This is a genomic window from Mesorhizobium sp. YM1C-6-2 (assembly GCF_003666685.1).
GTDB lineage: Bacteria > Pseudomonadota > Alphaproteobacteria > Rhizobiales > Rhizobiaceae > Mesorhizobium_K.
The window spans coordinates 57,978-81,292 of the sequence record NZ_RCIZ01000015.1 but is presented as its reverse complement, the minus strand read 5'-3'; the positions used below and the strand labels follow the sequence as shown (position 1 = coordinate 81,292).

The 23,315-nt window shown below is 61.6% G+C and carries 23 protein-coding genes; 6 read left to right on the top strand and 17 right to left on the bottom strand.

The window, feature by feature from the left end; translation table 11 throughout:
- Positions 1-137: 137 nt before the first annotated feature.
- The 7 genes from D8676_RS24790 to D8676_RS24760 all read right to left on the bottom strand — a co-directional run bounded on the left by D8676_RS24790 (position 138) and on the right by D8676_RS24760 (position 6,825).
- Positions 138-1,520, bottom strand: coding sequence for a DUF3300 domain-containing protein (locus D8676_RS24790; RefSeq protein WP_121583776.1), 1,383 nt, complete (start codon positions 1,518-1,520; stop codon positions 138-140).
- Entirely contained in the window at positions 1,517-2,953 is a 1,437-nt protein-coding gene (locus D8676_RS24785) for a lytic transglycosylase F (protein WP_245427134.1), read from the bottom strand. The genes D8676_RS24790 and D8676_RS24785 overlap by 4 nt, the downstream gene beginning before the upstream one ends.
- Positions 2,954-3,087: 134 nt before the next feature.
- The gene (locus tag D8676_RS24780) at positions 3,088-3,849 is read right to left on the bottom strand and encodes a hypothetical protein (RefSeq protein WP_147448256.1); all 762 of its coding nucleotides are present in this window, start codon (positions 3,847-3,849) and stop codon (positions 3,088-3,090) included.
- Between the two features lie 101 nt (positions 3,850-3,950).
- On the bottom strand, positions 3,951-4,322 hold the full coding sequence (locus D8676_RS24775) for a response regulator (protein ID WP_121583774.1): 372 nt from the start codon (positions 4,320-4,322) through the stop codon (positions 3,951-3,953).
- Between the two features lie 90 nt (positions 4,323-4,412).
- Positions 4,413-5,018 carry a response regulator gene (locus D8676_RS24770; protein ID WP_121583773.1) on the bottom strand — a complete coding sequence of 202 codons (606 nt, stop codon included), beginning with the start codon at positions 5,016-5,018 and terminating at the stop codon, positions 4,413-4,415.
- The gene (locus D8676_RS24765; protein WP_121583772.1) at positions 4,981-5,718 is read right to left on the bottom strand and encodes an ATP-binding protein; all 738 of its coding nucleotides are present in this window, start codon (positions 5,716-5,718) and stop codon (positions 4,981-4,983) included. Before D8676_RS24765 ends, D8676_RS24770 begins: the two co-directional genes overlap by 38 nt.
- Before the next feature lie 81 nt (positions 5,719-5,799).
- A complete protein-coding gene (locus D8676_RS24760) occupies positions 5,800-6,825 on the bottom strand; it encodes an ABC transporter substrate binding protein (protein ID WP_147448255.1) in 1,026 nt (341 codons plus the stop codon).
- A gap of 429 nt (positions 6,826-7,254) precedes the next feature.
- Between D8676_RS24760 and D8676_RS24755 the strand changes: the two genes are divergently transcribed.
- From D8676_RS24755 to D8676_RS27770, 5 genes are all read left to right on the top strand, one after another.
- A complete protein-coding gene (locus D8676_RS24755) occupies positions 7,255-8,817 on the top strand; it encodes an arylsulfatase (protein ID WP_210210759.1) in 1,563 nt (520 codons plus the stop codon).
- Between the two features lie 178 nt (positions 8,818-8,995).
- Positions 8,996-9,892, top strand: a complete 897-nt coding sequence (locus tag D8676_RS24750) for a Na+-dependent transporter (protein WP_121583769.1) — start codon at positions 8,996-8,998, stop codon at positions 9,890-9,892.
- Entirely contained in the window at positions 9,889-10,857 is a 969-nt protein-coding gene (locus D8676_RS24745; protein ID WP_245427133.1) for a formylglycine-generating enzyme family protein, read from the top strand. The genes D8676_RS24750 and D8676_RS24745 overlap by 4 nt, the downstream gene beginning before the upstream one ends.
- 1 nt (position 10,858) lies before the next feature.
- Positions 10,859-11,242 (top strand): DUF1622 domain-containing protein, encoded by a 384-nt coding sequence (locus D8676_RS24740; protein ID WP_121583768.1) that lies wholly within the window; start codon positions 10,859-10,861, stop codon positions 11,240-11,242.
- 110 nt (positions 11,243-11,352) lie between these two features.
- Positions 11,353-12,015, top strand: a complete 663-nt coding sequence (locus D8676_RS27770; protein ID WP_121583767.1) for a DUF202 domain-containing protein — start codon at positions 11,353-11,355, stop codon at positions 12,013-12,015.
- Positions 12,016-12,119: 104 nt separating this feature from the next.
- Here D8676_RS27770 and ccoS read toward each other — a convergent pair whose 3' ends face one another.
- From ccoS to D8676_RS24690, 9 genes are all read right to left on the bottom strand, one after another.
- The gene (gene ccoS / locus D8676_RS24730; RefSeq protein ID WP_121583766.1) at positions 12,120-12,299 is read right to left on the bottom strand and encodes a cbb3-type cytochrome oxidase assembly protein CcoS; all 180 of its coding nucleotides are present in this window, start codon (positions 12,297-12,299) and stop codon (positions 12,120-12,122) included.
- Positions 12,296-14,566, bottom strand: coding sequence for a cation-translocating P-type ATPase (locus tag D8676_RS24725; RefSeq protein ID WP_121583765.1), 2,271 nt, complete (start codon positions 14,564-14,566; stop codon positions 12,296-12,298). Before D8676_RS24725 ends, ccoS begins: the two co-directional genes overlap by 4 nt.
- Entirely contained in the window at positions 14,563-15,057 is a 495-nt protein-coding gene (locus D8676_RS24720; protein WP_121583764.1) for a FixH family protein, read from the bottom strand. Before D8676_RS24720 ends, D8676_RS24725 begins: the two co-directional genes overlap by 4 nt.
- Positions 15,054-16,613: a cytochrome c oxidase accessory protein CcoG gene (gene ccoG / locus D8676_RS24715; RefSeq protein ID WP_121583763.1), complete on the bottom strand. Its 1,560-nt coding sequence runs from the start codon at positions 16,611-16,613 to the stop codon at positions 15,054-15,056. Before ccoG ends, D8676_RS24720 begins: the two co-directional genes overlap by 4 nt.
- 143 nt (positions 16,614-16,756) lie before the next feature.
- Positions 16,757-17,626, bottom strand: a complete 870-nt coding sequence (gene ccoP / locus D8676_RS24710; protein WP_121583762.1) for a cytochrome-c oxidase, cbb3-type subunit III — start codon at positions 17,624-17,626, stop codon at positions 16,757-16,759.
- Between the two features lies 1 nt (position 17,627).
- Positions 17,628-17,780: a cbb3-type cytochrome c oxidase subunit 3 gene (locus D8676_RS24705; protein WP_121583761.1), complete on the bottom strand. Its 153-nt coding sequence runs from the start codon at positions 17,778-17,780 to the stop codon at positions 17,628-17,630.
- 10 nt (positions 17,781-17,790) lie between these two features.
- On the bottom strand, positions 17,791-18,522 hold the full coding sequence (ccoO, locus tag D8676_RS24700) for a cytochrome-c oxidase, cbb3-type subunit II (RefSeq protein WP_121583760.1): 732 nt from the start codon (positions 18,520-18,522) through the stop codon (positions 17,791-17,793).
- A 12-nt stretch (positions 18,523-18,534) separates the two neighbouring features.
- Entirely contained in the window at positions 18,535-20,157 is a 1,623-nt protein-coding gene (gene ccoN / locus D8676_RS24695; RefSeq protein WP_121583759.1) for a cytochrome-c oxidase, cbb3-type subunit I, read from the bottom strand.
- Positions 20,158-20,286: 129 nt separating this feature from the next.
- Positions 20,287-20,658, bottom strand: coding sequence for a DUF983 domain-containing protein (locus D8676_RS24690; protein ID WP_245427138.1), 372 nt, complete (start codon positions 20,656-20,658; stop codon positions 20,287-20,289).
- A gap of 152 nt (positions 20,659-20,810) precedes the next feature.
- Between D8676_RS24690 and D8676_RS24685 the strand changes: the two genes are divergently transcribed.
- A complete protein-coding gene (locus tag D8676_RS24685; RefSeq protein ID WP_183097237.1) occupies positions 20,811-22,169 on the top strand; it encodes a PLP-dependent aminotransferase family protein in 1,359 nt (452 codons plus the stop codon).
- Here D8676_RS24685 and D8676_RS24680 read toward each other — a convergent pair.
- Positions 22,166-23,278 (bottom strand): DUF4432 family protein, encoded by a 1,113-nt coding sequence (locus D8676_RS24680; RefSeq protein ID WP_121583756.1) that lies wholly within the window; start codon positions 23,276-23,278, stop codon positions 22,166-22,168. The two genes, D8676_RS24685 and D8676_RS24680, sit on opposite strands and share 4 nt — an antisense overlap.
- Between the last annotated feature and the right edge of the window lie 37 nt (positions 23,279-23,315).

Below are 23,315 nucleotides of genomic sequence, written 5' to 3'. Positions count from 1 at the left end.
AGCTCGGCTATCGCAGCATCCTGCGCAAAGGCGAGTGCCGGAAGTGCCGCCGCCAGACCGAGAGAGAGCGCCGCCGCGCAAACTGAATGAAGCAGAGCGTTGTAAGACATCCTGGTCATGATCCTCACCTCCTCTTCCTAGCGCCGGCGTCCGCCGCCGCCGTGGTGGACCTTGCGCGCACCGCCGCGTTGACCGCCGCCCATCGACTTGTGACCCCTGTTGGAATGGACCTGGGCGGTCTTGCCGCGCTGCGGATTGCCAAGGCCCGACGGCTTCTTGGGACGATTGTCGACCCTCTGCGCGGGCTTGGGCTTGCCGACATCCCTGTTGACCTTGCCTTGCTGGGGGCGGTCGCGGTTGACGCTGGGCTTGTTGGTGCCAGCGCGGTTGCCGGCAGCCTGCCGGTTGCCGGACCGATCGATGTTCTGCCGGTCGCCGGCGCCGGGCCGGTTCGCTCCCTGCCCCTTCAGGCCGTCCTGAACGCTCTTGCGCACATCCTTCGTCCCAGCGCCGCCCTGGCCGGGGCGGCTGTCCGGCCGTTTTGCATCCGCCCGCTTGATGTCGCGGGCACGGTCGCCGATCGCGTTGTCGCCGTTCTGCTTGACGCGGTTCTTGAATTCGTTGCGGTCGAACTTGTTGAACTGATCGCGGTCGAACTTGATCTTGTCGCGGTCGATGTTCTTCCAGTCGACGTCGTTGAAGTTGATCTTGCCGTTGAAGTCGCGGTTGTTGAAGCAGTTGTTGCAGTCGATATCGATGTCGTTGCCATGCCAGTGGCCGCCCCAGACACCCCAGTCGTCCCAGTCTACGACGGCGCCCCACACCGCTCCCGTCACCACGCCGGCAAAGAAGGTTGCGCCCGGATACCAGTAGGGCGGATAGGGATCCGGGTAGTAGCGGATCGGCTCGACGACATAACCCGGTTCGTAGAGCATCTGTGGCTCATACTGGGGAACGTAGATCACCTCAGGATTCGTGGGCTTGATGACGACGTTGTCGTTTTCCGTCGTCACCTGGACTTTGTCGTCACTCTTGATGACGCCTTTGGCCACCGCCTCGTCGCGCAGTTGCTGGATGGCGACGAGAACGTCCTTCTGCTGGTAGGCGATGGCATCACCGAACTTCTGCGTCCACTCAAGGTCGTCGCTCATCATCTTGACGATCTCCGGATAGTTGAGCAGCGACACCACGCTGCCGTCCCACCCGTCCTTGGGCTTGAGGCTCTTGTCCTTCTCGTACTGATCGAGAAAGCGCGCCGCCTCGACGATCTGCAGCGGATAGAGCGAAGCTCCGGAGATCAGCGCGACCAGTTCGTCCGGGTAAAGCGCGATCCGCGCCACCAGCACTTCCATCTCGTCCATGTTCAAGGGCGCCGGCGAATCGGCTTCACCGGCGGACGCATCCGCCGCCGCCTGCTGCTCCTGGGCAAAAGCCGAAGGCACCAGCAGACCCGCAGTCCCCGCAGCCAATGCCGCAGCCACGAACAGCCGGGTTAGATTTACCGTATTCAACACCTTCATTTTGTTCCTCCCGCTGTTTCGGGCGTCTCTTCACCGGAATGGCTTGCAACGCTTTCCTGACGCAGATCGTGTTGCTGCAGGTACATCGAATAGGCGATGTAGTACTTGTAGATGTTGCTGACGTATTGAACGGTCTCACGCCCCACGATCTTGGCTGCGCCGTTCTCGACGTTGCCGAACCAGGCGTCCGCGTCAAGGCCGAGTTTTTCCGCTTCGTGACGGAACTTCCTCAGATTGCCCGGCCCGGCATTGTAGGCGGCCAGCGTCATCAACATCCTGTCGAGCGGCTTCAGGTGATCGCCATCGACGTAGGTCTTTGACAGGTGGCGCATATATTTCGCCCCCGCCTCGATATTGCGTTCCTCGCTGTCGGATATGCCCGTGATACCTATCGCCTTGTCCGCGGCGGTGGACGGAAGAAGCTGCATGATGCCCACCGCACCGCTGGGGCTGCGCTTGCTCTGGTCGAGCTGTGATTCCTGATAGCCTTGCGCTGCAAGCATCAGCGGATCGAAATCGTACTGCTTCCCGTAGGTGGCAAAGAGCAGCATCAACGCCTGGAGCTTGGCGGCTTCTGCCGGATCCCGGGCGCGGCGCACCATCTTGTCGCTCTTATAATAGCGGTTCCTCAGGATGTTGCCGAAGGTGGTGCCTATCTTGTGTTCCTTCACATAGCCAGCCAAGGCCTGCTTCAGCTTCGGACTGTCCTTGCGGATACCGAATGCGATGTCGCCGCCCTCGGATATTGCGATGTCGTCGTGGACCGTCAGCTCGTCGAACACCTCTGCCCATACGTTGGCATTGAAGCGATCGACGACTGCCCAGGGAAGCAGGCCTGCGGCGACCATTTCCAACAGATCCTCATCCTCCAGGTCCTCATTGATCTCCTCAACGATCACCTCCGGCCTGCCGGCACGCCTGCGGTCGGCGTTCAGCGAGGTCAGATGCTCGTGGTAGCTGCTGGTTTTGCGCACGAAGATCTTCTGGCCACCCAGATCGTAGAGTGACCTCACTGCAGGCGCCGAGGGGCCGGTGACCAGAACCTCCTTGACTCCAGTGGCGAGGGGCGTGGAAAAATCGATCTGCTCCTCCCTTGCGGGTGTTATCGTAAGATCAGCTGCGATAACGTCGCCTCGCCCTTCCACCAGCGCATTAAGCAGCTCGCCTCGTGCCACCGGCACGTAGGCGATGTTGAACTTGTCAACTTGCTTCGTCTTCTTGAACGTTTCGTTGAGCCACTTTTCGAGGGCAGTGCCGAACAAGACGGCTGTTCCCAGCTGCTGGCCGCCATCAATGAAATAAATTGTCTTGGAGTAAGGAACCAGGATCCGAACAAGGCGCCGGTCTTCCATGCCGTCAAGGTCGCCAGTCCAGGTCGCGAAATGCGGGGTCTGCGCAGCAGTTTCAGCCCGCACAGAAGCGACGAGGAACATGGACGTGCAGCACACAAGGACCAAGGTCCAGGCTAGGAGCAACGTCCTCCGCGCCATCGCAAACTCGTATGCCCACCGTTCGCTCACTTGCCCTTTTGCTCCGTCTTCGTCCTTCCCGCGTCTGCAGCCCTTCGTCAGAAGTTGAAAATCGCACCGAGATACGGACCATGCTGCACGACGTCGTAGACAAAACCGTCATCGCTGTAGTCGACGCCAAGTGCGCGGTAGCCGCCCACCGTCGAGAACCGGTCATTCCACTGGTAGCCGACGCCGCCGAGCACATCCCAGGAAAAATCGGATGATCCAGCGCCGATCATGCCCCATGCGTTGAAGAACCAGGGCGTACCGGTATCGAACCGCGCCTTGACGCCGATCATGGGGTCCGCCCATGTCGATCCGTCGCTACCGCTGAAATCGGCGACCGGCGACCCGTCGGCAGCGAGGCTGGCGTCGATGTCGTTGTCGACGCTCCAGATTCGGGCGCCCGCCATCAGGTCGACAGAGACGGCATCGGACCCATAGAGCCGATATTCGCCCATGAGAGTGCCGGTGAAGCTCGACGTTTCGACGTTCACATCGAGGGAGACAGGCGATCCAAGCACGGTACGGACGGCGGAGGTATCGGCCTCGGTCTTGACATAGATGATGTCCCCGAACAGGCCCCATGTCCCGTTGTGCATCTCCGCGACGAGCATGCCGCCGAAACGCAGATCGTCGAGAACATCCCCGAAGCTCATATCGATGTCGACGGGTTGACGGCCAAACAATCCTACATCGCCGTTCAGGCCGGCGCCCCAGAGATAGGGAGCCACCGAGAAGCGCCACTCGCCAGCGGGCTCGAGGGGGATTGGTTGCTCCGCGTCTGCCGCGAGCACCGCGCTCGGCGCGGCTGCCATCAGCATCGCTCCAAAAAACAGGCGTACCGCGTTCGTGGTCGTGCGCGTGATGTCATCCGATAGCGGGTTGGCTTTTTGCAGGTGAGATTGGTGCATCATCGCTAGGACGCCGTTGCCTCTTGGATTGACGTCAGGACTAGATCGCGATCGAGGGGCTTCTGCAAGTACGCTATCGCGCCAGCCTGCATGCATCGTTCGCGCAAATCCGGTCGGGCATTTCCCGTGATGACAATCGTCGGAATTTTCAGGCGCCGCGTCTGCAGTGCCTCGAGAACCTCAAGGCCGCTCAAGCCCGGCATATGCAGATCGAGCAACATGCAGGACGGCGAGCCTTGCGACAGACTTTGCAGGAATGCTTCGCCGGAAGCGAAATCGGCAGCTTGGAACGAAAGCGAATTGACAAGACGCCTGAGGGAACGCCTCACCGCTTCATCGTCGTCGACGATAGCTATGACATGATCTGCTGCCGCCATGATGGACAACTAAGGCAATACCAGAAAGGCGCGTAGTTGGACTTAGGTCCAATACGTCTGATGACCCGTCTTCACCCTCCTGATGAAGAACTACTGTTGAAAGCGCTGGACGAGGCGCACGAGGCCGACAACGGTTCTGGCGCCCATTTTGTCCATTACCCTCGCCCGGTGAACCTTGATGGTTTTCTCGACAGTACCAAGATCGCCTGCGATCTGCTTGTTCAGGCGGCCTGCAACGACAAGATCAAGCACCTGCCGTTCGCGAGGCGTCAGTCTCGCGACGCATTCATCGAATTCCTGCCTGTCGCGCATCTCTCTCCTTCTGAGTCCATCCACCTGCATCGCATGGGCGACAACGGTAAGAAGGGTTGTCGTTTCGACCGGCTTTTCGAGGAAATCCAAGGCGCCCGCCTTCATGGCCTTTACGCCAGCCTGGATGCTTCCCTGCCCAGTCACGAAAACGACCGGTCTGCCGCAAGCCTCCATTTCCGCCTGAATGGCAAAACCGTCCCTTCCCGGCAGGCCGAGATCAATGATCGCGCAACCCGGCACAGCCGGGTTGTGCCGTTCAAGGAAAGATTCGGCGTCGCCAAACGCCTCCACTTCATAGCCTGCAAAGGCCAACACTCGGGACAGGGCTTTCAGTACCCGAGGGTCATCATCCACCAAATGGACCCGAAATCCCGTGCTGCTCATGGGTTCGTCCCTCCAACGGAAGCGAAAGAACTATTCTGGCGCCCGACGTGTGCTCGGTGTCGAACCGCAGGCTTCCCCCGTGAGCTCTTGCGATGGACCGGCATATGGAGAGCCCGAGCCCGAGCCCTTTCGGCTTGGTGCTGACGAAAGGCTTGAACGCTTCGTCCATCATCTCTCTCGTAAGCCCGGAGCCGTTGTCGGTCACGATGACATCGCCCCACTTGCCATTTCTGCGGACGGATACGTCTATGCCACGCTCCGCAGGAGGCAAATGATGCGTCGCATCGATCGCATTGACAACCATGTTAAGCACTATTTGCTGCAGTTGGGTTGCATTGGCCAGAACGGGAACCGTGTCGCGGAACCGTTGAAATCGTACGCTGGTCTGCCTGGTCACAAGCTCACTCGCGATCAGTTTCATCGTAGCTGCAGTGATCGTATTGAGATCTGCTGACTCGAGCGCTGCCTCTCCCTTGGTGAGCAGGTGCCGTAACTGTGCAATGACGGTCGCGGCACGCCGGTCGTCGGCCTCAATGTCGGCTAGAATCTCTTCGAGTTCCTTGGCATCAGTCTCGCCGTTCCCAAGCATCTGCCTGGCCACTTGGGTGTTCGCAAGGATCGACGTCAGCGGCTGATTGAGTTCATGGGCAAACGCCCCGGAGAGTTCTCCGAGCAGCGAAGCGCGAGAAAGATGCGCCACCTCGACGCGGCCGGTCGCTGCTTCCGCTTCAGCCGCACGCCGGCGGTGACCCTGGATGATAAGGGCGGAAATCGTGCCGGCCTAGACAAGAAGAACCGCGAGCGTGGCGAGAATGGTGCCCCGATAGTCATTCCAAAGCGACGGCTCACGGAAGCGGACTTCAGTGTCTGCGGGCAGTAAATTCGGATTAATCCCGAACCGCTCGGCCACACGCCAATCGACGACCGGGCGGGTAATCTGATCCGTAGCCTGCTGTGCGCTGGCGTCACCATTAAGCTCGCTATAGACGAGCTGTCCAAGCTGTTCGCCTAAATCCTGGAATGTCGCAACCTGGCCTGCGACCGCGCCAACACCCACAAATGTGTCGTAAATGGCGTAAATTGGCACGCCGGATTCCGAGGCGAGTTTCGCTGCAGCCTCCGCTGGCACGAATTTCCGCCCGGCGGAATCTTCATATATCGACAATAGAACAACCACGTCTTCGGCGGGCAGCTCCTTCAAAGCCTGGCCATACTCCGCAATGCTCAGATCCGAGAGATAGCGGATATCGAAACCTTCGTAGCGTTCGCCCAGGGCAGCCTTTGCAGTTTGCTCCCACCATTTGTCGAAGGGCGATGAACCGTAAACGACGACGGCTTCGCGGGTATCGGGCTGGAGCCGGCGCGCCAAGGCTACCGTCTGCTGAACATCAAATATGCTGACGATGCCCTTCACGTCCGGCGGAAGCGTCCACTTGGCAAGCGTGTTTTCTGTTACGGCGCCAAAAAAGAGCGGGACACGGGGCGCGATCGCGCTACGCTTGTCCAAAAGGAAGGTGAAGGCGGTCGGCCCTACCGCTACGACTGCATCGAGCGTCGTGTTCTTGTATTTTTCCAGCATGTACTCGGCCATATCGTCGAGGTTCGCCGCCTCCGGAAAACGAACACTGTCGAGAAACTCGCTGTAGACTTCAAAATCCGTAGGTGAACGGCCGTTGAGGCCGGTGCGTAAACCACGGGCAATTTCAACCGCAGCCAACTGGGTACTATCGGAGTCATAGACAATAAGAACACGATGGGGCGAACGGCCCTCGTCGGCAAATGTTTTTGCGCCGGACCCGGCGAGCACCAGGGCCGCGAACCATAGGACAAACAGTCTGCGTTGTGGAATCCTCAACTGCCTTCACGACAAGGTTGCTTCGGGACGTGTACCGGAACTCATTGACATATTTGTAATAGGCGCAACACTTTTTTGAATTCGACCAAGCTCGCCTTAGCGTCCCGGCTTCATTCAAGACATGGCCCGCATTGGCATACTTGGCAAATCTGCTCCGTTGCCCCGAGAATGTTTCCACTCCCCGAGTAGTAGGTCCTAGGTCCAACTATCCGCAAGCATTCGTTTGTCGAAAGATATCGAAGCGGCGTGCAATGCGCGGAAGCCTACGCGGTGAACCGCATACGTATGTGCGGGCACTGCTGGCCCGGCGGCTCCCCTCGGCCAGCTTGGCGCTCGAGATCAATGCGGAGAAATGAGCTGAACCCCGGAAAGGAAAGGTCCATGGCGAAAGAATCCAAGAAGCCCAACATTCTCGTCATCTTCGGCGATGACATCGGCATGTGGAATGTCGGCGTTTATGCCAACGGCATGATGGGCAACACGCCCAACATCGATCGTATCGGACGGGAAGGCATCATATTCACCGACCATTATGGGCAGGCGAGTTGCACCGCCGGCCGCGCCGCGTTCATCATGGGACAGGTGCCCGTCCGAACCGGCATGACCACGATCGGTATTCCTGGCTCGACGCGTGGCATCCAGAAGGAGGACCCGACGCTGGCCGAAGTGCTGAAATCGCAGGGCTACGCGACCGGCCAGTTCGGCAAGAACCATCTCGGCGACCGCAATGAATTCCTGCCTACCGTACATGGCTTCGACGAGTGGTTCGGCAATCTCTACCACCTCAACGCCGAAGAGGAACCGGAAGAACTCGACTATCCGGGCCAGAAGGATCCTGCATATCTCAAGAAATACGGACCTCGCGGCGTGCTGCATGCCTGGGCGACCGACAAGGATGACGCGACCACCGATCCCGTCTTTGGTCGCGTGGGCAAGCAGAAGGTCGAGAACACGGGAATGCTAACGCGCAAGCGCATGGAGACGTTTGACTCCGAGGTGCTTGGCCACACGCTGAACTGGCTCGATAAGGTCGGCAAGGAAGACCAGCCGTTCTTCTGCTGGTTCAATTCGACGGCCATTCACATCTGGTCGCACCCGCAAAAGAAGTATGTGAAGATGGCGGTGGAAGAGGGGCGCGCCGAAGAGGACGTCGTCCGCGCCAAGATGCTGGAGCACGACGAGCATGTCGGTGCGCTGCTCGACAAGCTCGAAGAACTCGGCGTCGCCGACAACACGATCGTTGTCTATACCACCGACAATGGCAATGAGTTGATGATGTGGCCGGACGGAGGTTATGCGCCGTTCCGCGGTGAGAAAGGCACCACCTGGGAAGGCGGCCTGCGCGTTCCCTGCGTGGCCCGCTGGCCGGCAAAGATCCCGGCGCATTCCATTTCGAACGGCATTCAGAGCCACGAGGATTTGTACGCTACGCTGGCGGCTGCCGCCGGCGTGCCGGATCTCAAGGAAAAGCTGCTGAAGGGCCACAAGATGAACGGCACAACCTACAAGGTTCATCTCGACGGCTACAACAACCTCGATCACTGGACCGGGAAGTCGAAGAAGTCGGCGCGGCGTGAGTTCTTCTATTACGATGAGACCGACCTAATGGCCATCCGCGTCGACGCCTGGAAGATGCATATCGGGCTCAAGCCAGAAGGGAGCTGGTGGAACGAGAAATATTATCCGAACGTCCCCTATCTCTTTAATCTGCTCATGGATCCGATGGAGAAGATCGATCCCGAATCGCATGAATGGGGATACGCGGGACGAAAGTTCTTTGCGCAAAAAATGTGGGCGCCCACGGCCGGACAGTCGTTCATCCGCGATCACCTCAAAAGCTTGATGGACTTCCCACCACGGCAGGGGGCAGACACGCTCAGCCTGCACAGGGCGCTCGAGGGCGCAATGGCGAAGATGGAGGCCGCCAGGACATCCAACAACTAGACTGGCCTGAAGGCGACGAGAAGGCAGACGCGAACTGCCACCTCCAAGTGCCTATCTCGGAGGTGACGGCGATATGTCGCCGCCACCTCCGAATTCGCGGCACGAGTGACACCGACGAATACTGCTTCTTCTTGATCGGAATCTCGGCGGAGCACTTGTCACCTGAGCGAGAAGCCCGATGACACTGCAACAGTTGATCACCCTCGGCATCACCGCGAGCCTCGTGGCGATGGTCTTCTCCCTGGGTCTGAAGACGGCGACCGGCGACCTGCTCTATCTGGTCAGGCGACCGGTCAAGCTGGTCCGCTCGATCTTCGCCATGAACGTGGTCATGCTGATCTTCGCGGTTGCCGTCGCGCTGCTCTTCGAGCTCGCGATCGAGATCAAGATCGCCTTGATCGCCCTTGCGGTGTCACCGGTTCCGCCCATTCTGCCCGGCAAGCAGACCAAGGCCGGCGGCACGCAATCCTACGCCCTCAGCCTGCTTGTCCTCGCATCGATCGCGGCGATTGCCCTGGTGCCCGTCTCGATCGAGATCGTGGGCCGGATCTTTCATGCCGAGTTCCACATGCCGGTGGCCCGTGTCTTGCAGCCGGTCCTGGTGACCGTGATCGCGCCCGTGGTCCTGGGGGTCGCCGTCCGCTGGCTCCTTCCCACGACGGCGGAGCGCATGGCGCATCCGATCTCGGTTTTTGCTATCGTTCTCCTCGTCGTTGCATGCATCCCCGTCGTCATCACGAGCGGCATGACCTTCTGGACTCAGGTCGGTGACGGGGTGGTCGTCTTCCTCATCCTGTTCACTGCCCTTGGGCTTGCCGTCGGCCATCTGCTCGGCGGACCTGAAGCTGACAATCGGACCGTCCTCGCATTGGCGACGGGCACGCGCCATCCTGGCGTAGCGATGGCCATTGCGAGCCTCAATTTTCCCGACGCGAAGGCGGCCGCCTCCGTCATGCTCTGGCATCTGGTCATCGGTGCGATTGTCTCGATACCATACGTCCGATGGCGCAGGGCGCAGCACGCGAAGATCGCGGCGACAGAACCTGACCTGCAGAAGAATGGGAATAGCCAATGAAGCTGACGACGCAGACGCGCGCTCAAGGCGAGGCCCCTCTGGGCAGGGACATGGTCTGGATACCCGGAGGGCAGTTCCTGATGGGGTCCGATCATCACTATCCGGAAGAAGCGCCGGCGCACCGCGTGCGGGTCGATGGCTTCTGGATCGATCGTTTCGCGGTCACCAATCGCGAATTCGAAAAGTTCGTGAAGGAAACCGGATACGTCACCATGGCCGAGAGACCGGTCAACCCGGACGACTATCCCGACGCACTGCCGGAAATGCTCGCTCCGTCATCGACCGTGTTCCGCAAGCCTTCGGGTCCGGTGGATATGCGCAACCACTACAACTGGTGGACATATGTGCCGGGCGCGAATTGGCGTCGTCCGCGAGGACCGGCGAGTTCGATCGCCAAACTCAGGGACCATCCGGTCGTGCACGTGGCCCTGGAAGATGTGGAAGCCTATGCGCAATGGGCCGGCATGGAGCTGCCTACCGAGGCCGAATGGGAGTTCGCCTCGCGCGGCGGCCTCGAAGAAGCGGAGTTCGCCTGGGGCGACGATTTTACCCCGGACGGCGTCCACATGGCCAATACCTGGCAGGGTGACTTCCCCTACCGCAACACGCTCGACGACCGCTTCGAATACACCGCCCCAGTCGGTTCCTTCCCGGCCAACGGCTACGGTCTCTACGACATGATCGGCAATGTATGGGAGTGGACGAGCGACTGGTATCAGGAGCACGGCAATATCGACAGCCCCTGCTGTACAGCCGCAAATCCGCGCGGCGGTGATCGCCACGCGAGCCCTGACCCACGCGATCCAGTCAAGATACCCCGAAAGGTGACCAAGGGAGGGTCGCATCTGTGTGCTCCGAACTACTGCCGGCGCTACCGCCCGGCAGCCCGTATGGCGCAACCGATCGATACGTCGGTGTCGCATCTCGGGTTCCGTCTCGTCGTTCGCCCGGATGCGGACAACTGACATGGAAGCTGTTCGGGCAACATTTGCGCAGCTTACCGAGGCAACGATCCTGCTGATCGACTTCATGGCGCTGCTGATCGTCATCTACGCCACGCTGGAGGCTTTCTGGGGCGCCGGCCACGCGGCCCTTGTCCATCGCAAGCCGTACTACCATCAGATCTGGCAGCGCTACGCCCGCTGGCTGGTTGCCGCCCTGACCTTCCAGCTTGCCGCCGACATCATCGAGTCGGCTCTGACACCCAGTTGGGAAGACATCGGCCGCCTGGCGGCGATTGCAGTGATCCGCACCTTCCTCAACTACTTCCTCGGTCGCGACCTCGCCGAGGAAGCTGCTGAAGCCGAGAAGAAGGCCGAGCAGGATTCGCTTGATGCGGAAGCGGGTTAGTCAAGATGACCGAATTGTCGCGAACCATTGCCGGTCCTGCCCTTGCAGATCTGGTAGCAGCCCCGGCCCGAATGCATGACTAGTCCGCCCTTGAGCTGGAGGAACCATCCATGAAGGACGCCAACGAAAAGCCAGGCCCTAAGCAGAACAGTTTGGTCCGCCCCAAGCGGCTGCCAGAAACCCCGGTTCCGCCAATTCCGAAGGTCGACGAAACGTCCGAGCTCGCGTCCACCCAATATTCCGCCTACCGCACCGGTCTGTCGAATCATCGAACCGGACTTTCGGAACATCGCACGTCGTTGTCCGAATACCGGACTGACCTCTCCATGCACAGGACGGATCTTTCGACCGATCGGACCGAGATGTCGATGCGCCGAACCGGCATGTCGTTCCAGCGGACCCGGATGAGCGCAGAGCGCACGCTGATGTCGGTAATCCGCACCTCGCTTTCACTGATCGGCTTCGGGTTCACGATCTTTCAGTTCTTCCAAAGACTTCGCGACGCCGGCACGATTGTCCATGCCGCCGCGCCACGCAATTTCGGCCTTGCGCTGGTTGCGCTCGGCATCGTCATGCTGGTGATCGGCATCGTATACCACGTCCAATTCATGCTCGGTCTGCGCCACGAGCGCGACGCGATGCACCAAGACGGACTGATCCATGCACAGAGCAGGTTCCCCCCATCGATGACGCTGGTTACGGCCCTGATCCTGCTTGTGGTTGGCGTCCTTGCGATTGTGAGCATGCTCTTTCAGGTCGAACCTTTCGGGTGAAGGCCTAAAACGCTGAAAGGTCCCTGGTGAAGTCTACGCCTACGGGCGCCGCCGGCGTTCTGCTTCCGGATCGTGTCTTATGTAACTATACGCAACGCCAACGGCTATGAATGCTTGGGGTCTCCATTCCCGGATGCCGCCAATCGCTCGCTGTCGATGAGAATTCGTTCGCCTGCACCGTCGAGGTCTTCATACTGACCGCTTTTCAACGCCCAGAGGAAGGCGGCCAGGCTCGCCAGGCCGAAGAGCAGCGCCGCCGGAATGAGATAGACGAGGACGCTCACCTGGCGCCTCCTTCCGAATAATGTCCCATGGCAGGCGCAGCGGCAGGTCTCGCGACAGAGATTCCTTCTCCCGCCCGCAACAGGCGCAATGCGTTCCCGATGACCAGCAGCGATGAACACGACATGGCGATGGCGGCGACCAGCGGCGTGACATGCCCCAGAATGGCGATGGGGATCGCAATGATATTGTAAACGATGGCAAGGCCGATATTCTGGCGGATCAGCTTTCCGGCTCGTTCGGAGACGTCGATGGCGAGTGGCACCGCCTCGAGGCCCTCGCGCAGGAAGACGAAATCCGCGGCGTTGCGGCCGATGTCAGCAGCGGTCGCAGGCGCCATCGACACATGCGCGGCACTGAGCGCCGGCGCGTCGTTCAGCCCGTCGCCAACCATCAGCGCCTTGTGTCCGTCTTTCGCCATGTCGGCGATGCGCGCGACCTTTTCGGACGGCAGCAAGGCGGCGGCATACTGCCTGATGCCGAGCGTCTTGGCCACGTCGTCACAGGCTGCCTCGGTGTCGCCGGAGAGCATATGAACCGACTTGCCGGACCGCTGGAGCGCCTGGATGGCTCGGGCGGCGCCTGGCCGGAGGACATCCTCGAACTCGAACCGCGCGCATTCACGGCCGTCACGGGTAAGGAGCGTTCCTGATTGCGAGGAAACGGACGGATCCTTGTCCTGTCCCAGAGCCCAGCCCGCCCGGCCGAGCCGCCAGACCGACGGGCCAGCCTTGCCCTCCATGCCGAAACCAGGAATTTCAGTTACCGCATCGAAGTTATGGAAAGCGGCTTGCCCGCTCGCGCTCCGGGCGATCGCCTGAGAGAGAGGATGGCGCGAATGTGCACCCAGCGCCGCCGCCACGGCAAGCATGTCGGGCGCGACGCTTGCAATGTTGACAAGCCGGGGCCGGCCCAAGGTCAGCGTGCCGGTCTTGTCGAACACGATCGTATCGATCTCGGTCAGCCGCTCCATCGCCGAGCCGTCACGGACCATCACGCCGCGCTCGAACAGGCGGCGGGCGGCCACCACCTGGACGATCGGCACCGCAAGGCCGAGCGCGCAGGGGCAGGTGATGATCAGCACGGCAATACCGATGGTGACTGCCTTGTGCCAGTCGCCATCGACAGCCATCCAGCCGAGGAAGGTGGCGAAGGCCGCCAGATGGACGACAGGCGCGTAAAGCGCCGCAGCGCGATCGGCAATGCGCCGGTAACGCGTCCGTCCGCCTTCGGCCGCCTCCATCATGCGCATCATCTCGGCCAGGAAGGAATCGTCCGCGCGCGCGATCGCCTCCAGCGTCAGCGGGCCGGTGAGGTTCAGCGTGCCGGCCCGTACGACCGAACCCGGTGAGACATGTTGCGGGCGGCTTTCGCCGTTCACCAGGGAGGTATCGAGGTCGGAGGTGCCACCGTCGACGCGCGCGTCGACGGGAATGCGCTCGCCTGCCGCGATCAGCAGCCGGTTGCCAGGTTCGATCTCCCCCAGTTGCCTGTACTCGCGGCCGCCGTCGGGCGCGACCATGATCGCGCCGCGCGGAGCAAGACGCGCAAGCCCCTGCACGGCGGAACGCGCCTTGTCGCGCATCACGTGGTCGAGCGTCCTGCCTATGAGCAGGAAAAAGAGCAGCGAGGCCACCGCGTCGAAATAGGCATGGTCGCCGTGCTGGGTCGTCTCGTAGAGGCTCATCGCGTAGGCGAGCGTCACGCCGATGGCGATCGGCACGTCCATGTTCATGCGTCCATGCCGCAACGCCTGCCAGGCCGAGCGGTAGAAGATGCCGCCTGCGAAAGCCAGGACAGGCAGGGCGATCAGCGCCGAAACCCAGTGAAACAGGTCCCGTGTGGCGCCGTCTGCGCCGGACCAGACCGAAACCGACAGAAGCATGATGTTGCCTGCGGCAAAGCCGGAGACGGCAACGCCGCGCAGCAATTCCGAAAGGGACCTGTCCTTGTCGACAGCAGCTTCGTCGAACAGGTGCGGCGGGTAGCCGAGCGCGGTCAAGGTTTCGGTCAGCGGGGGTGGAGCGTCTTCCCGGAAGCGTACCGACACGCGCCTGGTCGAAAGATTGACGCGCGCGCTGACCACGCCCTCAAGGCGTGACAGCCCCTGTTCGACCGAATGGATACAGGCGCCGCAATGGACGGCCGGCACCGACAATTCGATCTGCGCTATTCCGTTGCCAAGGCTGCGAGCGGCATGGCGCAATTCGTCCGGAGACAGGAAACCCGCCTCGGTTCCGGATTCGGCACCGGGCGCGCAGCAGCTCATTGCATGGCTCCGTTGCGAAGGATCAGCCGCCGCGTATCGCGATAAGGATGCTCGAGCCCCACCTCGGTATCGATCTCGACGATCCAGCTGCCATCGCGCAGCTCCACAGGCGCGGAAAGCGAACCGTCCGGCTGGCGGATCAACGCCACCTGCTGGTCTTCGCCGGCATGGGCCGGCCGGCGAAAGCTCGCCGTCGCCTGCCTTGCCGCCACCATATCGCCGAGGCTGTCGGTGAGGCGATAGTTGACCTTGCCGTCGGCTATGGCGAGGTCAGCCTTCCAGCCTAGCGCCGCCTGCGCGCGGCCTTCGGCGGCCTTCCTGTTGAACTGCTGGGAAGCCACATAGGTGTTCTCGACGACCGCGCCGGTCCAGCTCGATCGGGCGAAGAAGGCCATCGTCAGGTTGACCGCTATGATGACCGAGAAGAATGCCACCATGATGACCAGCATATGGCGACCGGTGAATTCGCGACTACGCTCTCCCCTTCTCATCGGTCCATCTCCGGCGCCTCGAACGTCGCATCGTAGCGGGCATGCTCAGCGCCCGATTTGTCTTCAACCGTGAAGGTGAAATGCTGCGTCTGGCCGGCCACGTTCTCGCGCGGCTGGCGCACGAAGACCTTGAGCGTCTTCAGCCTGTCCGGCTCGACCTCGACGGCAAAGGCGCGGGTTGCAGGCTGCTCGATGCCGACGACGGTCATCTCGGCGCCCGGCAGACCCTCGAGAGCGACCTCGATGGTGCGCGGCTCGGGGATCATGTTGAGGAGCTTGACTGTGTAGCCATTGCGGATCGCCCCATCCGACAGGACGACGAATTGCGGGTTGCGATCAGCCAAGACGTTGACCTGAAGCCGATCGCGCGTAAGCAGCGCGTAGAGGAGCCCTAGCCCGACCAGTGACCAGGCTGCGAGGTAGATCAGCGTGCGCGGCCTCGCCAGTTTCTTGATATGGAAGGCGGACACCTTGCCCGACAGCTTGCCGCCGGCGTCGCGAACTCTTGCCGGATCGATGGAGGATGCGCCGCCGGCCGTCGCCAGTGCCATGTTGGACTGGTATTCCGCCAGCGTCGCATAGGAGATCAGCCCGCGCTCCTTGCCGATCTTGTCCATGACGCTGTCGCAGGCGTCGATGCACAGCGCGCAGGTGATGCATTCGAGCTGCTGCCCGTCGCGTATGTCTATCCCCATGGGGCAGACGGCCACGCAGGCATTGCAGTCGACGCAATCGCCAACCGCCTGCCCCGCGGCCGCCGCTTTCTTGGCGTGGCGCGAGCGCGGCTCGCCGCGCCAGTCGTTGTAGGTGACGGTGAGCGAATTCTCGTCGAGCATCGCCGCCTGGATGCGCGGCCAGGGGCACATATAGGTGCAGACCTGCTCGCGCATCAGTCCGCCGAATATGTAGGTGGTCGCGGTCAGGACGGCGACCGTGGCGTATGCCACGGGCGCCGCGTGCCCGCTGACCAGATCGCGCAGCAATGTCGGTGCATCGGCGAAGTAGAAGATCCATGCGCCGCCCGTCGCCACCGCAATGGCCAGCCAGATCGTATGCTTGGAAACCCTCTTTACCAGCTTACCTGCCGACCAGGGGGCGCTGTCCAGCTTGATGCGGGCGTTGCGATCGCCCTCGACTGCGCGCTCGACCACGAGGAACAGATCGACCCATACTGTCTGCGGGCATGTATAGCCGCACCAGGCGCGTCCGACCGTCGATGTCAGCAGGAAAAGCCCGAAACCGGCCATGACCAGCAGGCCGGCCACGAAATAGAATTCCTGCGGCCATATCTCGATCGGGAAGAAATAAAAGCGGCGCCCGGCCATATCCACCAGCACTGCCTGATCGGGAGCATAGGGACCGCGATCCCAGCGCAGCCATGGCGTGATGTAGTAGATGCCGAGCGTGATCAGCATCACGATCCATTTGAACCGCCGGAACCGGCCCGCCGCTCGTTTGGGGAAGATTTTCTTGCGCGCAGCGTAGAGCGGCTGGCGCATCCGCGCCGAGTTTACCGCCGTTGCATCAAACGTCTCGATTTCCGACGTTTCGAGCATTTCCGTCTTCTCCTGCCGCGCTGGCCATCAAGCGCCGGCATCATCTACATGCGCGACTGGCCTGACGCCGCCACACCGTAGCGAGGCGGGCTGCCACTCCAGACTTCTTGCGCTGTCGGATCTCCCCAGGCCGCGCGCGATTTTTACTCACCGCCTCCCAGTGAATGGACATAAACTGCCAGTTCCTTGACCGTCGTGTCGCCGAGACGCGCCTGCCATGCCGGCATGACGCCATGCTTCGGAGCCCTGACCTGGGCGGCAATGTCCGGCAGCGACGATCCGTAGAACCAGATGGCATCCGTCAGGTCGGGGGCGCCGAGTTCACGATTGCCCTTGCCGTCCTCTCCGTGGCAGGCGGCGCAGTTCTGCGCGAAGATTTCCTTGCCGGCAGCGATATCCTCAGCGTCGGCGTCTTCACCTTTGCTCGAAAGCGACGCCACGAAGGAGGCGACCTGCGTGATTTCCTTCGGCTCCAGAATCTCGCCGAAGGCCGGCATTTCCGAAACCCGCGTCTCGGAATCCTCGGCAAAGCGGATGCCGTGGGCGATGCTCTGTCGAATCTCGTCGGCGCTGCCGCCCCACAGCCATTCGTCGTCGTTGAGGTTCGGATAGCCGGGCGCGCCTTGCGCGCCCGAGCCATGGCACTGCACGCAATTGACCTTGAAAGCAGCGGCGCCCGCCGAAGCGGCAAAGGTGCGCAGTCCGTCGTCGGCAAGGATATCGTCCACCGTCATCGTGGACACGGCCGCGACGTAGTCGGCTCGGGCCGCCTGGGCCGCGGCGAGTTCCGCCTTGACGTCGCCGCGGCTGGAGTAGCCGAGCAGGCCCGATGTCGCCGTGCTGACCAAAGGCCAGGCCGGATAGGCGATGGTATAGGCCGCCGCCCACACGATGCTCGCGTAGAAGACGATGAGCCACCAGCGCGGCATTGGATTGTCGAGTTCCCGGATGCCGTCCCATTCATGGCCGGTCGTCGAGACGCCGGTAACCTCGTCGATCTCTTTGTCGCTCATGTCATTCGTCCTCGAGCGGAATGCGGGCGGCCTCGTCGGCGCGGGCGCGACTGCCGGGACGGAAGGCGAAAATCACGGCGCCAATGAAGAACAGGACCATGCCGAGCAAGCCCCAGCTGTCCGCGAAGTGCCGCAGGGCGGTGTAGGTTTCCATCCGATCCTCCTCAGCGGTAGCCGGCGGCTTCGTCATAGGTCGAGAAATCGACCAGCGTGCCGAGCATCTGGAGATAGGCGACCAGCGCGTCCATTTCGGTCAGCGCCTGCCGGTTGCCGTCGAAATTGCCGGCCTTGGCCTTGGGATAGCGCTCCTCCAGCCCGCTGGTGTCCGCATCCGGGTCGGCCTGTGTCTTTAGATCCGCTTCGGCATTGGCGATCATCTCGTCCGTGTAGGGGACCCCAACCCGGCGGTTGGCGACGAGATGGGTCGAGAACCCTCTCACGACGAGCGGCTTGTCCTTGAGGAAGGCGTAGCTCGGCATCACCGATTCCGGCACGACGGATCGCGGTTCGACCAGGTGCTGGACATGCCATTCGTTCGAATAGCGCTGGCCGACGCGGGCGAGATCCGGGCCGGTGCGCTTGGAACCCCACTGGAAGGAATGATCGTACATCGATTCCGCCGCGAGGCTGTAATGGCCGTAGCGCTCGACCTCGTCGCGGAACGGCCTGATCATCTGCGAGTGACAGGTGTAGCAGCCCTCGCGAACGTATATGTCGCGCCCGGCAAGTTCGAGCGGAGTGTAGGGTCGCATGCCCTCCACCTTCTCGACCGTGTTCTGCAGATAGAACAGCGGCACGATCTCGACGATGCCGCCTATCGTGACCACGGCAAGCGACGCGATCAAAAGCAGCGTCGCGTTCTTCTCGAGCTTGGAGTGCTTCTTCAAGATGGACATGGTTCGCGATCCCTACTCGGCAGGCTGCACGGCCGCGCCGCTCACCGGCAGCGCCACGTCCATGGGTTTTTCGTCGCGTACCCGGCCCCGGATCGTCTGGTAGACGTTCCATGCCATCAGGAAGCCGCCGGCGAGGTAGAACAGCCCGCCTGTCACGCGCATCACGTAGTAGGGATGCATCGCCGCGACGGTTTCGACGAAGGAATAAACGAGGAAGCCCTGTTCGTCGTATTCGCGCCACATCAGGCCCTGCATGATGCCTGACACCCACATTGACGCCGCGTAGAGCACGATGCCGAGCGTCGCCAGCCAGAAGTGCCAGTTGACCATGCGGATGGAGTAGAGACGTTCACGGCCCCACAGTTTCGGCGCCAGGAAATAGACGGCAGCGAAGGAGATCATGCCGTTCCACCCCAGCGCCCCGGCGTGAACATGCGCGATGGTCCAGTCGGTATAGTGCGAGAGCGAGTTGACCGCCTTGATCGACAGCATCGGGCCTTCGAAGGTGGCCATGCCGTAGAAGGCGATGGCCGCCACCATCAGGCGCACGATCGGATCGGTGCGGATCTTGTCCCAGGCGCCAGACAGCGTCATCAGGCCGTTGATCATGCCGCCCCATGACGGCATCCAGAGCATGATGGAAAACACCATGCCGAGCGTCTGCGCCCAATCGGGCACCGCCGTGTAGTGCAGGTGGTGCGGGCCGGCCCAGATGTAGAGGAAGATGATCGACCAGAAGTGCACGATGGACAGGCGATAGGAATAGACCGGCCGGTTCACCTGCTTCGGCACGAAATAGTACATCATGGCTAGGAAAGGTATGGTCAGGAAGAACGCCACCGCGTTGTGCCCGTACCACCATTGCGTGACCGCATCCTGCACGCCCGCGAACGCCGAGTAGCTTTTCGAGCCGACGATGGACGCGGGGATCGCCAGATTGTTCATCACATGCAGCATCGCAATGGTGATGATGAAGGACATGTAGAACCAGTTGGCGACGTAGATATGCGGCTCCTTGCGACGCAGCACGGTTCCCATGAAGACGACGAGATAGACGACCCAAACGATCGTCAGCCAGATGTCGACGTACCATTCCGGTTCGGCGTACTCGCGGCTCTGAGTGATGCCGAGCAGGTAGCCCGTCGCCGCCAGGATGATGAAGAACTGGTAGCCCCAGAAGACGAACCAGGCGAGGTTGCCGCCGAACAAACGAGCGCGGCAGGTGCGCTGCACGACATAGAATGAGCTGGCAATCAGGATATTGCCGCCGAATGCGAAGACCACGGCCGAGGTATGCAGGGGCCGGAGGCGACCGAAGTTCAGCCAGGGTTCGAAATTGAGATCGGGAAAGGCAAGCTGCGCTGCAATGAACACACCGGCGAGGAAGCCGACGACGCCCCAGAAGACCGTGGCGATGACGCCGTAGCGGATCGGGCCGTCCATATAGGCCGATTTATCGACCGGCGCCTCGGGCTCGAAGCTCGTGTTCCGCAAAAGCACGACCGTGAAGATCAGGAGCACGAAAAACGCGATCCACATATGCAGCCGGAACGGCTCGTCGACCGCGAACGCCGCCGCGAGAAGAGCAGTAAAAGTGAGCAGTGCTGAGAAGACGATCTCTGGGCCGTACTTCATGAAATTGTTTCCCCGGCATAAATTCCCGCCCCGCACTCACCCAAAGGCGGGACGTTTTGAACGTGCTCGTAAGCTTCCCAAGAACAGGAAATCTTGAATCCAGTGACGCCCCGCGGATCAGGCGGGCACCTACTCTCCTTGTCGGACGAGTTTCCCTTCCTCGGCCTTGTGGTGGAACTGGCTGGCGACGAGCCAACCTTTCAAGGGCCGCAGCAACGGTATGCAGGTCAGGAGAACGATGGGGAGGGAGACGAGGATATGAAACCATATCGACGGCTGGAAAGTGGTCTCGGCCCAGACGGCGAAGAGGACGGACGGTACGCAACCGAAGCAGATGACGAAGAAGGCCGGACCATCGGCAGGGTCGGCAAAGGAATAGTCAAGCCCGCAGCTCTCGCAGTTCGACGCCAGCTTCAGGAAGCCGTTGAACAGCCGTCCTTCTCCGCAACGCGGGCACCTGCCGCGTATGCCGACTTGCCAAGGTTCGATCGGAGGCCACATTGCGTTGTTATCCAACACGGGTTTTCCTTTCCAGTCGCTGCGGTGCCTTGCCAGCCGCGTAGCGGAACCAGTCGGATGCATACTATTGTTGCGAATGATGCCATACAATGCGACAAATTGTATGGCATCAACCCCGAAGCGAGGAGCGGGCATTGGATAAGGGATGGCTTCCAGATCTCAGAAACGGAACGGGGCCGCTCTATCTGCGCATCGTCGATGCCTTGGCGGAAGGACGTGCCAGCGGGCTTCTGCAGCCTGGTGACCGCCTGCCGCCGCAACGCGACCTGGCCCAGCGGCTCGGCGTCGATCTGACGACCATCACCCGCGCGTTCACCGAAGCCCGCCGCCGCAACCTGATCGACGCGGCGCCCGGCAGGGGCACCTTCGTGACGCCTGGCAGCCTGGACGAACCTGTTCTCGATCTCTCCATGAACATCCCGCCGCCGCCGCAAGGGATAAACTTGCCGGCGCTGATCCGCGCCGGCATAGACGGGCTGTTGAAACGCTCGAGCGCCGAGGCTCTGCTGTCCTATCATCCAGGACCGGGATCGGCGGCCGAGCGGGCAGCCGGAACGTTGTGGCTTCAGAAAGCGGCACCGCGGTTGCCCATTGGCAGGGTTGCCGTAGGCGCGGGTGCGCAGCCCCTGCTCGCTGCCGTTATGTCGGCAATGACCCGCGAAGGGGACATTGTCCTTGCCGACCGGCTCACCTATTCAAGCTTCATCGCCCTTGCGAAAACCATGAATCGTGGTCTCACCGGCATCGGGGCCGACGAGCACGGCATGCGTCCCGACCTGCTGGAGAAGGCTGCGCGCAAACACGGCGCCCGCCTCGTCTATCTCAATCCCACGCTGCACAATCCCACGACACTGGTCATGCCGGAGCATCGTCGTCAGGATCTGATAGCAGCGGCAAGACGAACGGGCCTGACCTTCATCGAGGACGACCCCTATAGTCCGCTGCTCCGTCAGACGCCGCCATCATTCCTGGCGCTCGCGCCGGAGACCACGATCCATATCGCCACCCTGGCGAAATGCATCTCGCCGTTTCTGCGCACGGCTTTTCTCGCCATGCCCGACGCTGGCTCTCTGGAAAATGTCGCACGACATCTGCGCAGCCTCACCCTGATGTCGCCACCGCTCATGACCGGTCTTGCCGCGGAGTGGATCAGGTCCGGTATCGCAGCGGAGATCGCGCAAGGGGTTCGCCGTGAGGCCAGAGCGCGGCAGATGCTTGCGGCCGACATATTGCCGCCCACCGCCAGCGGCCGCGGTTTCCATATCTGGATGCCGCTCGGTACCGGGCGCGGGACCGCAACCATCGTGGAGAAGGCGCAACTGCGAGGGCTCGCCGTCAGCGGCGCCGACGAATTCGCAGTCGACAATAGCGCACCCCGCGGGATCCGCATTGCCCTGGGCGCCGTACAGGACCGACGGAAACTGCCCGACGCCTTTAAGAGCCTGGCCGACATACTGACTGGTACAGCCGAATCCAACGGTACGTTGGCTTAGATCCGCAACACGCCGGTCCTCTTGCGGAGGCTTTCCACATCCGAGTTGGGGAGAATCGCAACTCTGGTGCGATAGACTCGCTGTTCGCCAGGCTCGAGGACGATCAGTTCTCCGGCGTCTCTGACGGCCTTTCGGCCGAATCCGTTCGTACACGGTTCGATGCCGACCGCGTACTGCCCCTCGCCCATCATGCGCCACTCTATGTAGTTCGGCATGACGCGATGATCGTAGCGAACGCTGAGCGCAGTGCCCCCGAACAGCCGCGGATTGAAGATGGCTACCTCGACCTCGCCATTTTCGTCGGGTGCCATGCTGTGTTCGAACGTTTGCTGGACCCAGTTCTTCTGCGGCGCGATGAAGCGCGACCAACTGGTCGGATTGCTCATGTCTGCATCGCCGAAAAGCAGCTTCGGCATTCCTCGAACCGGCGCGATCAGCTCCGAGCCTTCGTCGACGAACGGATATCCCGCGTTGATGTGATAGAGGAGCATGTGCTCGGTGGGCAGGAAGCCGGCATTCTCCACCACGTCCTCCATAGTGAACCATGACGCGCCAAGCTCCGAGCGGTAGGTGCGGGTGACGACGAGATTCTCCCCATAGGTCTGTGCCTGGGTGATGCGGCCGACGGCTTCGAGCACATAGCGTCCGCCTTCCCAGCGCCCGCCGAAGGAAACGATCTCGGCCGGTATCAGCGCGGCGCGGTCATGCACGCCGTAGCGGTCGTTCGGGCGCGCCGGGAAGTTGTAGTGACTGACGGATGTCTCTTCCGGGTTGCCGATATGGATATAGCCGCATGTATTGTTGAAGCCTCCGAGCCCGGCCCGCAGCCAGCCGAAATTCGCCTGGTCCTCGAAATACCATGGTCCGGGCATGAGCGTCGGCGGCGTCCAGCCCAGCGACGCGCCACGGTAGTCTGCCCGTCCGACGTCGAAACCGCGATCGATGCCGATCTCGAAGCTGAAGCCGGTTCCGGTACGGAATTCGAGGAGGCGCACGCCGCGCGAGGGACCGTTTTCCGACGACAGGAGGCGCACGCCTGCGACCTGAGACATATGGCCGACGCGGCGCCTGAGTTCGTCAGGCGCCAGGCCTGCAGCAAAGAAGTCCATTGCTTTCTCCGTGTTACCGGTATCCTATTTGGTCCCA

Bases quoted from the DNA above. Each gene is read 5' to 3' on its own strand.
- D8676_RS24790 (WP_121583776.1), bottom strand. From the start codon at position 1,520: ATGAAGGTGTTGAATACGGTAAATCTAACCCGGCTGTTCGTGGCTGCG.
- D8676_RS24785 (WP_245427134.1), bottom strand. From the start codon at position 2,953: ATGTTCCTCGTCGCTTCTGTGCGGGCTGAAACTGCTGCGCAGACCCCG.
- D8676_RS24780 (WP_147448256.1), bottom strand. From the start codon at position 3,849: ATGGCAGCCGCGCCGAGCGCGGTGCTCGCGGCAGACGCGGAGCAACCA.
- D8676_RS24775 (WP_121583774.1), bottom strand. From the start codon at position 4,322: ATGGCGGCAGCAGATCATGTCATAGCTATCGTCGACGACGATGAAGCG.
- D8676_RS24770 (WP_121583773.1), bottom strand. From the start codon at position 5,018: ATGAGCAGCACGGGATTTCGGGTCCATTTGGTGGATGATGACCCTCGG.
- D8676_RS24755 (WP_210210759.1), top strand. From the start codon at position 7,255: ATGGCGAAAGAATCCAAGAAGCCCAACATTCTCGTCATCTTCGGCGAT.
- D8676_RS24750 (WP_121583769.1), top strand. From the start codon at position 8,996: ATGACACTGCAACAGTTGATCACCCTCGGCATCACCGCGAGCCTCGTG.
- D8676_RS24745 (WP_245427133.1), top strand. From the start codon at position 9,889: ATGAAGCTGACGACGCAGACGCGCGCTCAAGGCGAGGCCCCTCTGGGC.
- D8676_RS24740 (WP_121583768.1), top strand. From the start codon at position 10,859: ATGGAAGCTGTTCGGGCAACATTTGCGCAGCTTACCGAGGCAACGATC.
- D8676_RS27770 (WP_121583767.1), top strand. From the start codon at position 11,353: ATGAAGGACGCCAACGAAAAGCCAGGCCCTAAGCAGAACAGTTTGGTC.
- D8676_RS24725 (WP_121583765.1), bottom strand. From the start codon at position 14,566: ATGAGCTGCTGCGCGCCCGGTGCCGAATCCGGAACCGAGGCGGGTTTC.
- D8676_RS24720 (WP_121583764.1), bottom strand. From the start codon at position 15,057: ATGAGAAGGGGAGAGCGTAGTCGCGAATTCACCGGTCGCCATATGCTG.
- ccoG (WP_121583763.1), bottom strand. From the start codon at position 16,613: ATGCTCGAAACGTCGGAAATCGAGACGTTTGATGCAACGGCGGTAAAC.
- ccoP (WP_121583762.1), bottom strand. From the start codon at position 17,626: ATGAGCGACAAAGAGATCGACGAGGTTACCGGCGTCTCGACGACCGGC.
- D8676_RS24705 (WP_121583761.1), bottom strand. From the start codon at position 17,780: ATGGAAACCTACACCGCCCTGCGGCACTTCGCGGACAGCTGGGGCTTG.
- ccoO (WP_121583760.1), bottom strand. From the start codon at position 18,522: ATGTCCATCTTGAAGAAGCACTCCAAGCTCGAGAAGAACGCGACGCTG.
- ccoN (WP_121583759.1), bottom strand. From the start codon at position 20,157: ATGAAGTACGGCCCAGAGATCGTCTTCTCAGCACTGCTCACTTTTACT.
- D8676_RS24690 (WP_245427138.1), bottom strand. From the start codon at position 20,658: ATGTGGCCTCCGATCGAACCTTGGCAAGTCGGCATACGCGGCAGGTGC.
- D8676_RS24680 (WP_121583756.1), bottom strand. From the start codon at position 23,278: ATGGACTTCTTTGCTGCAGGCCTGGCGCCTGACGAACTCAGGCGCCGC.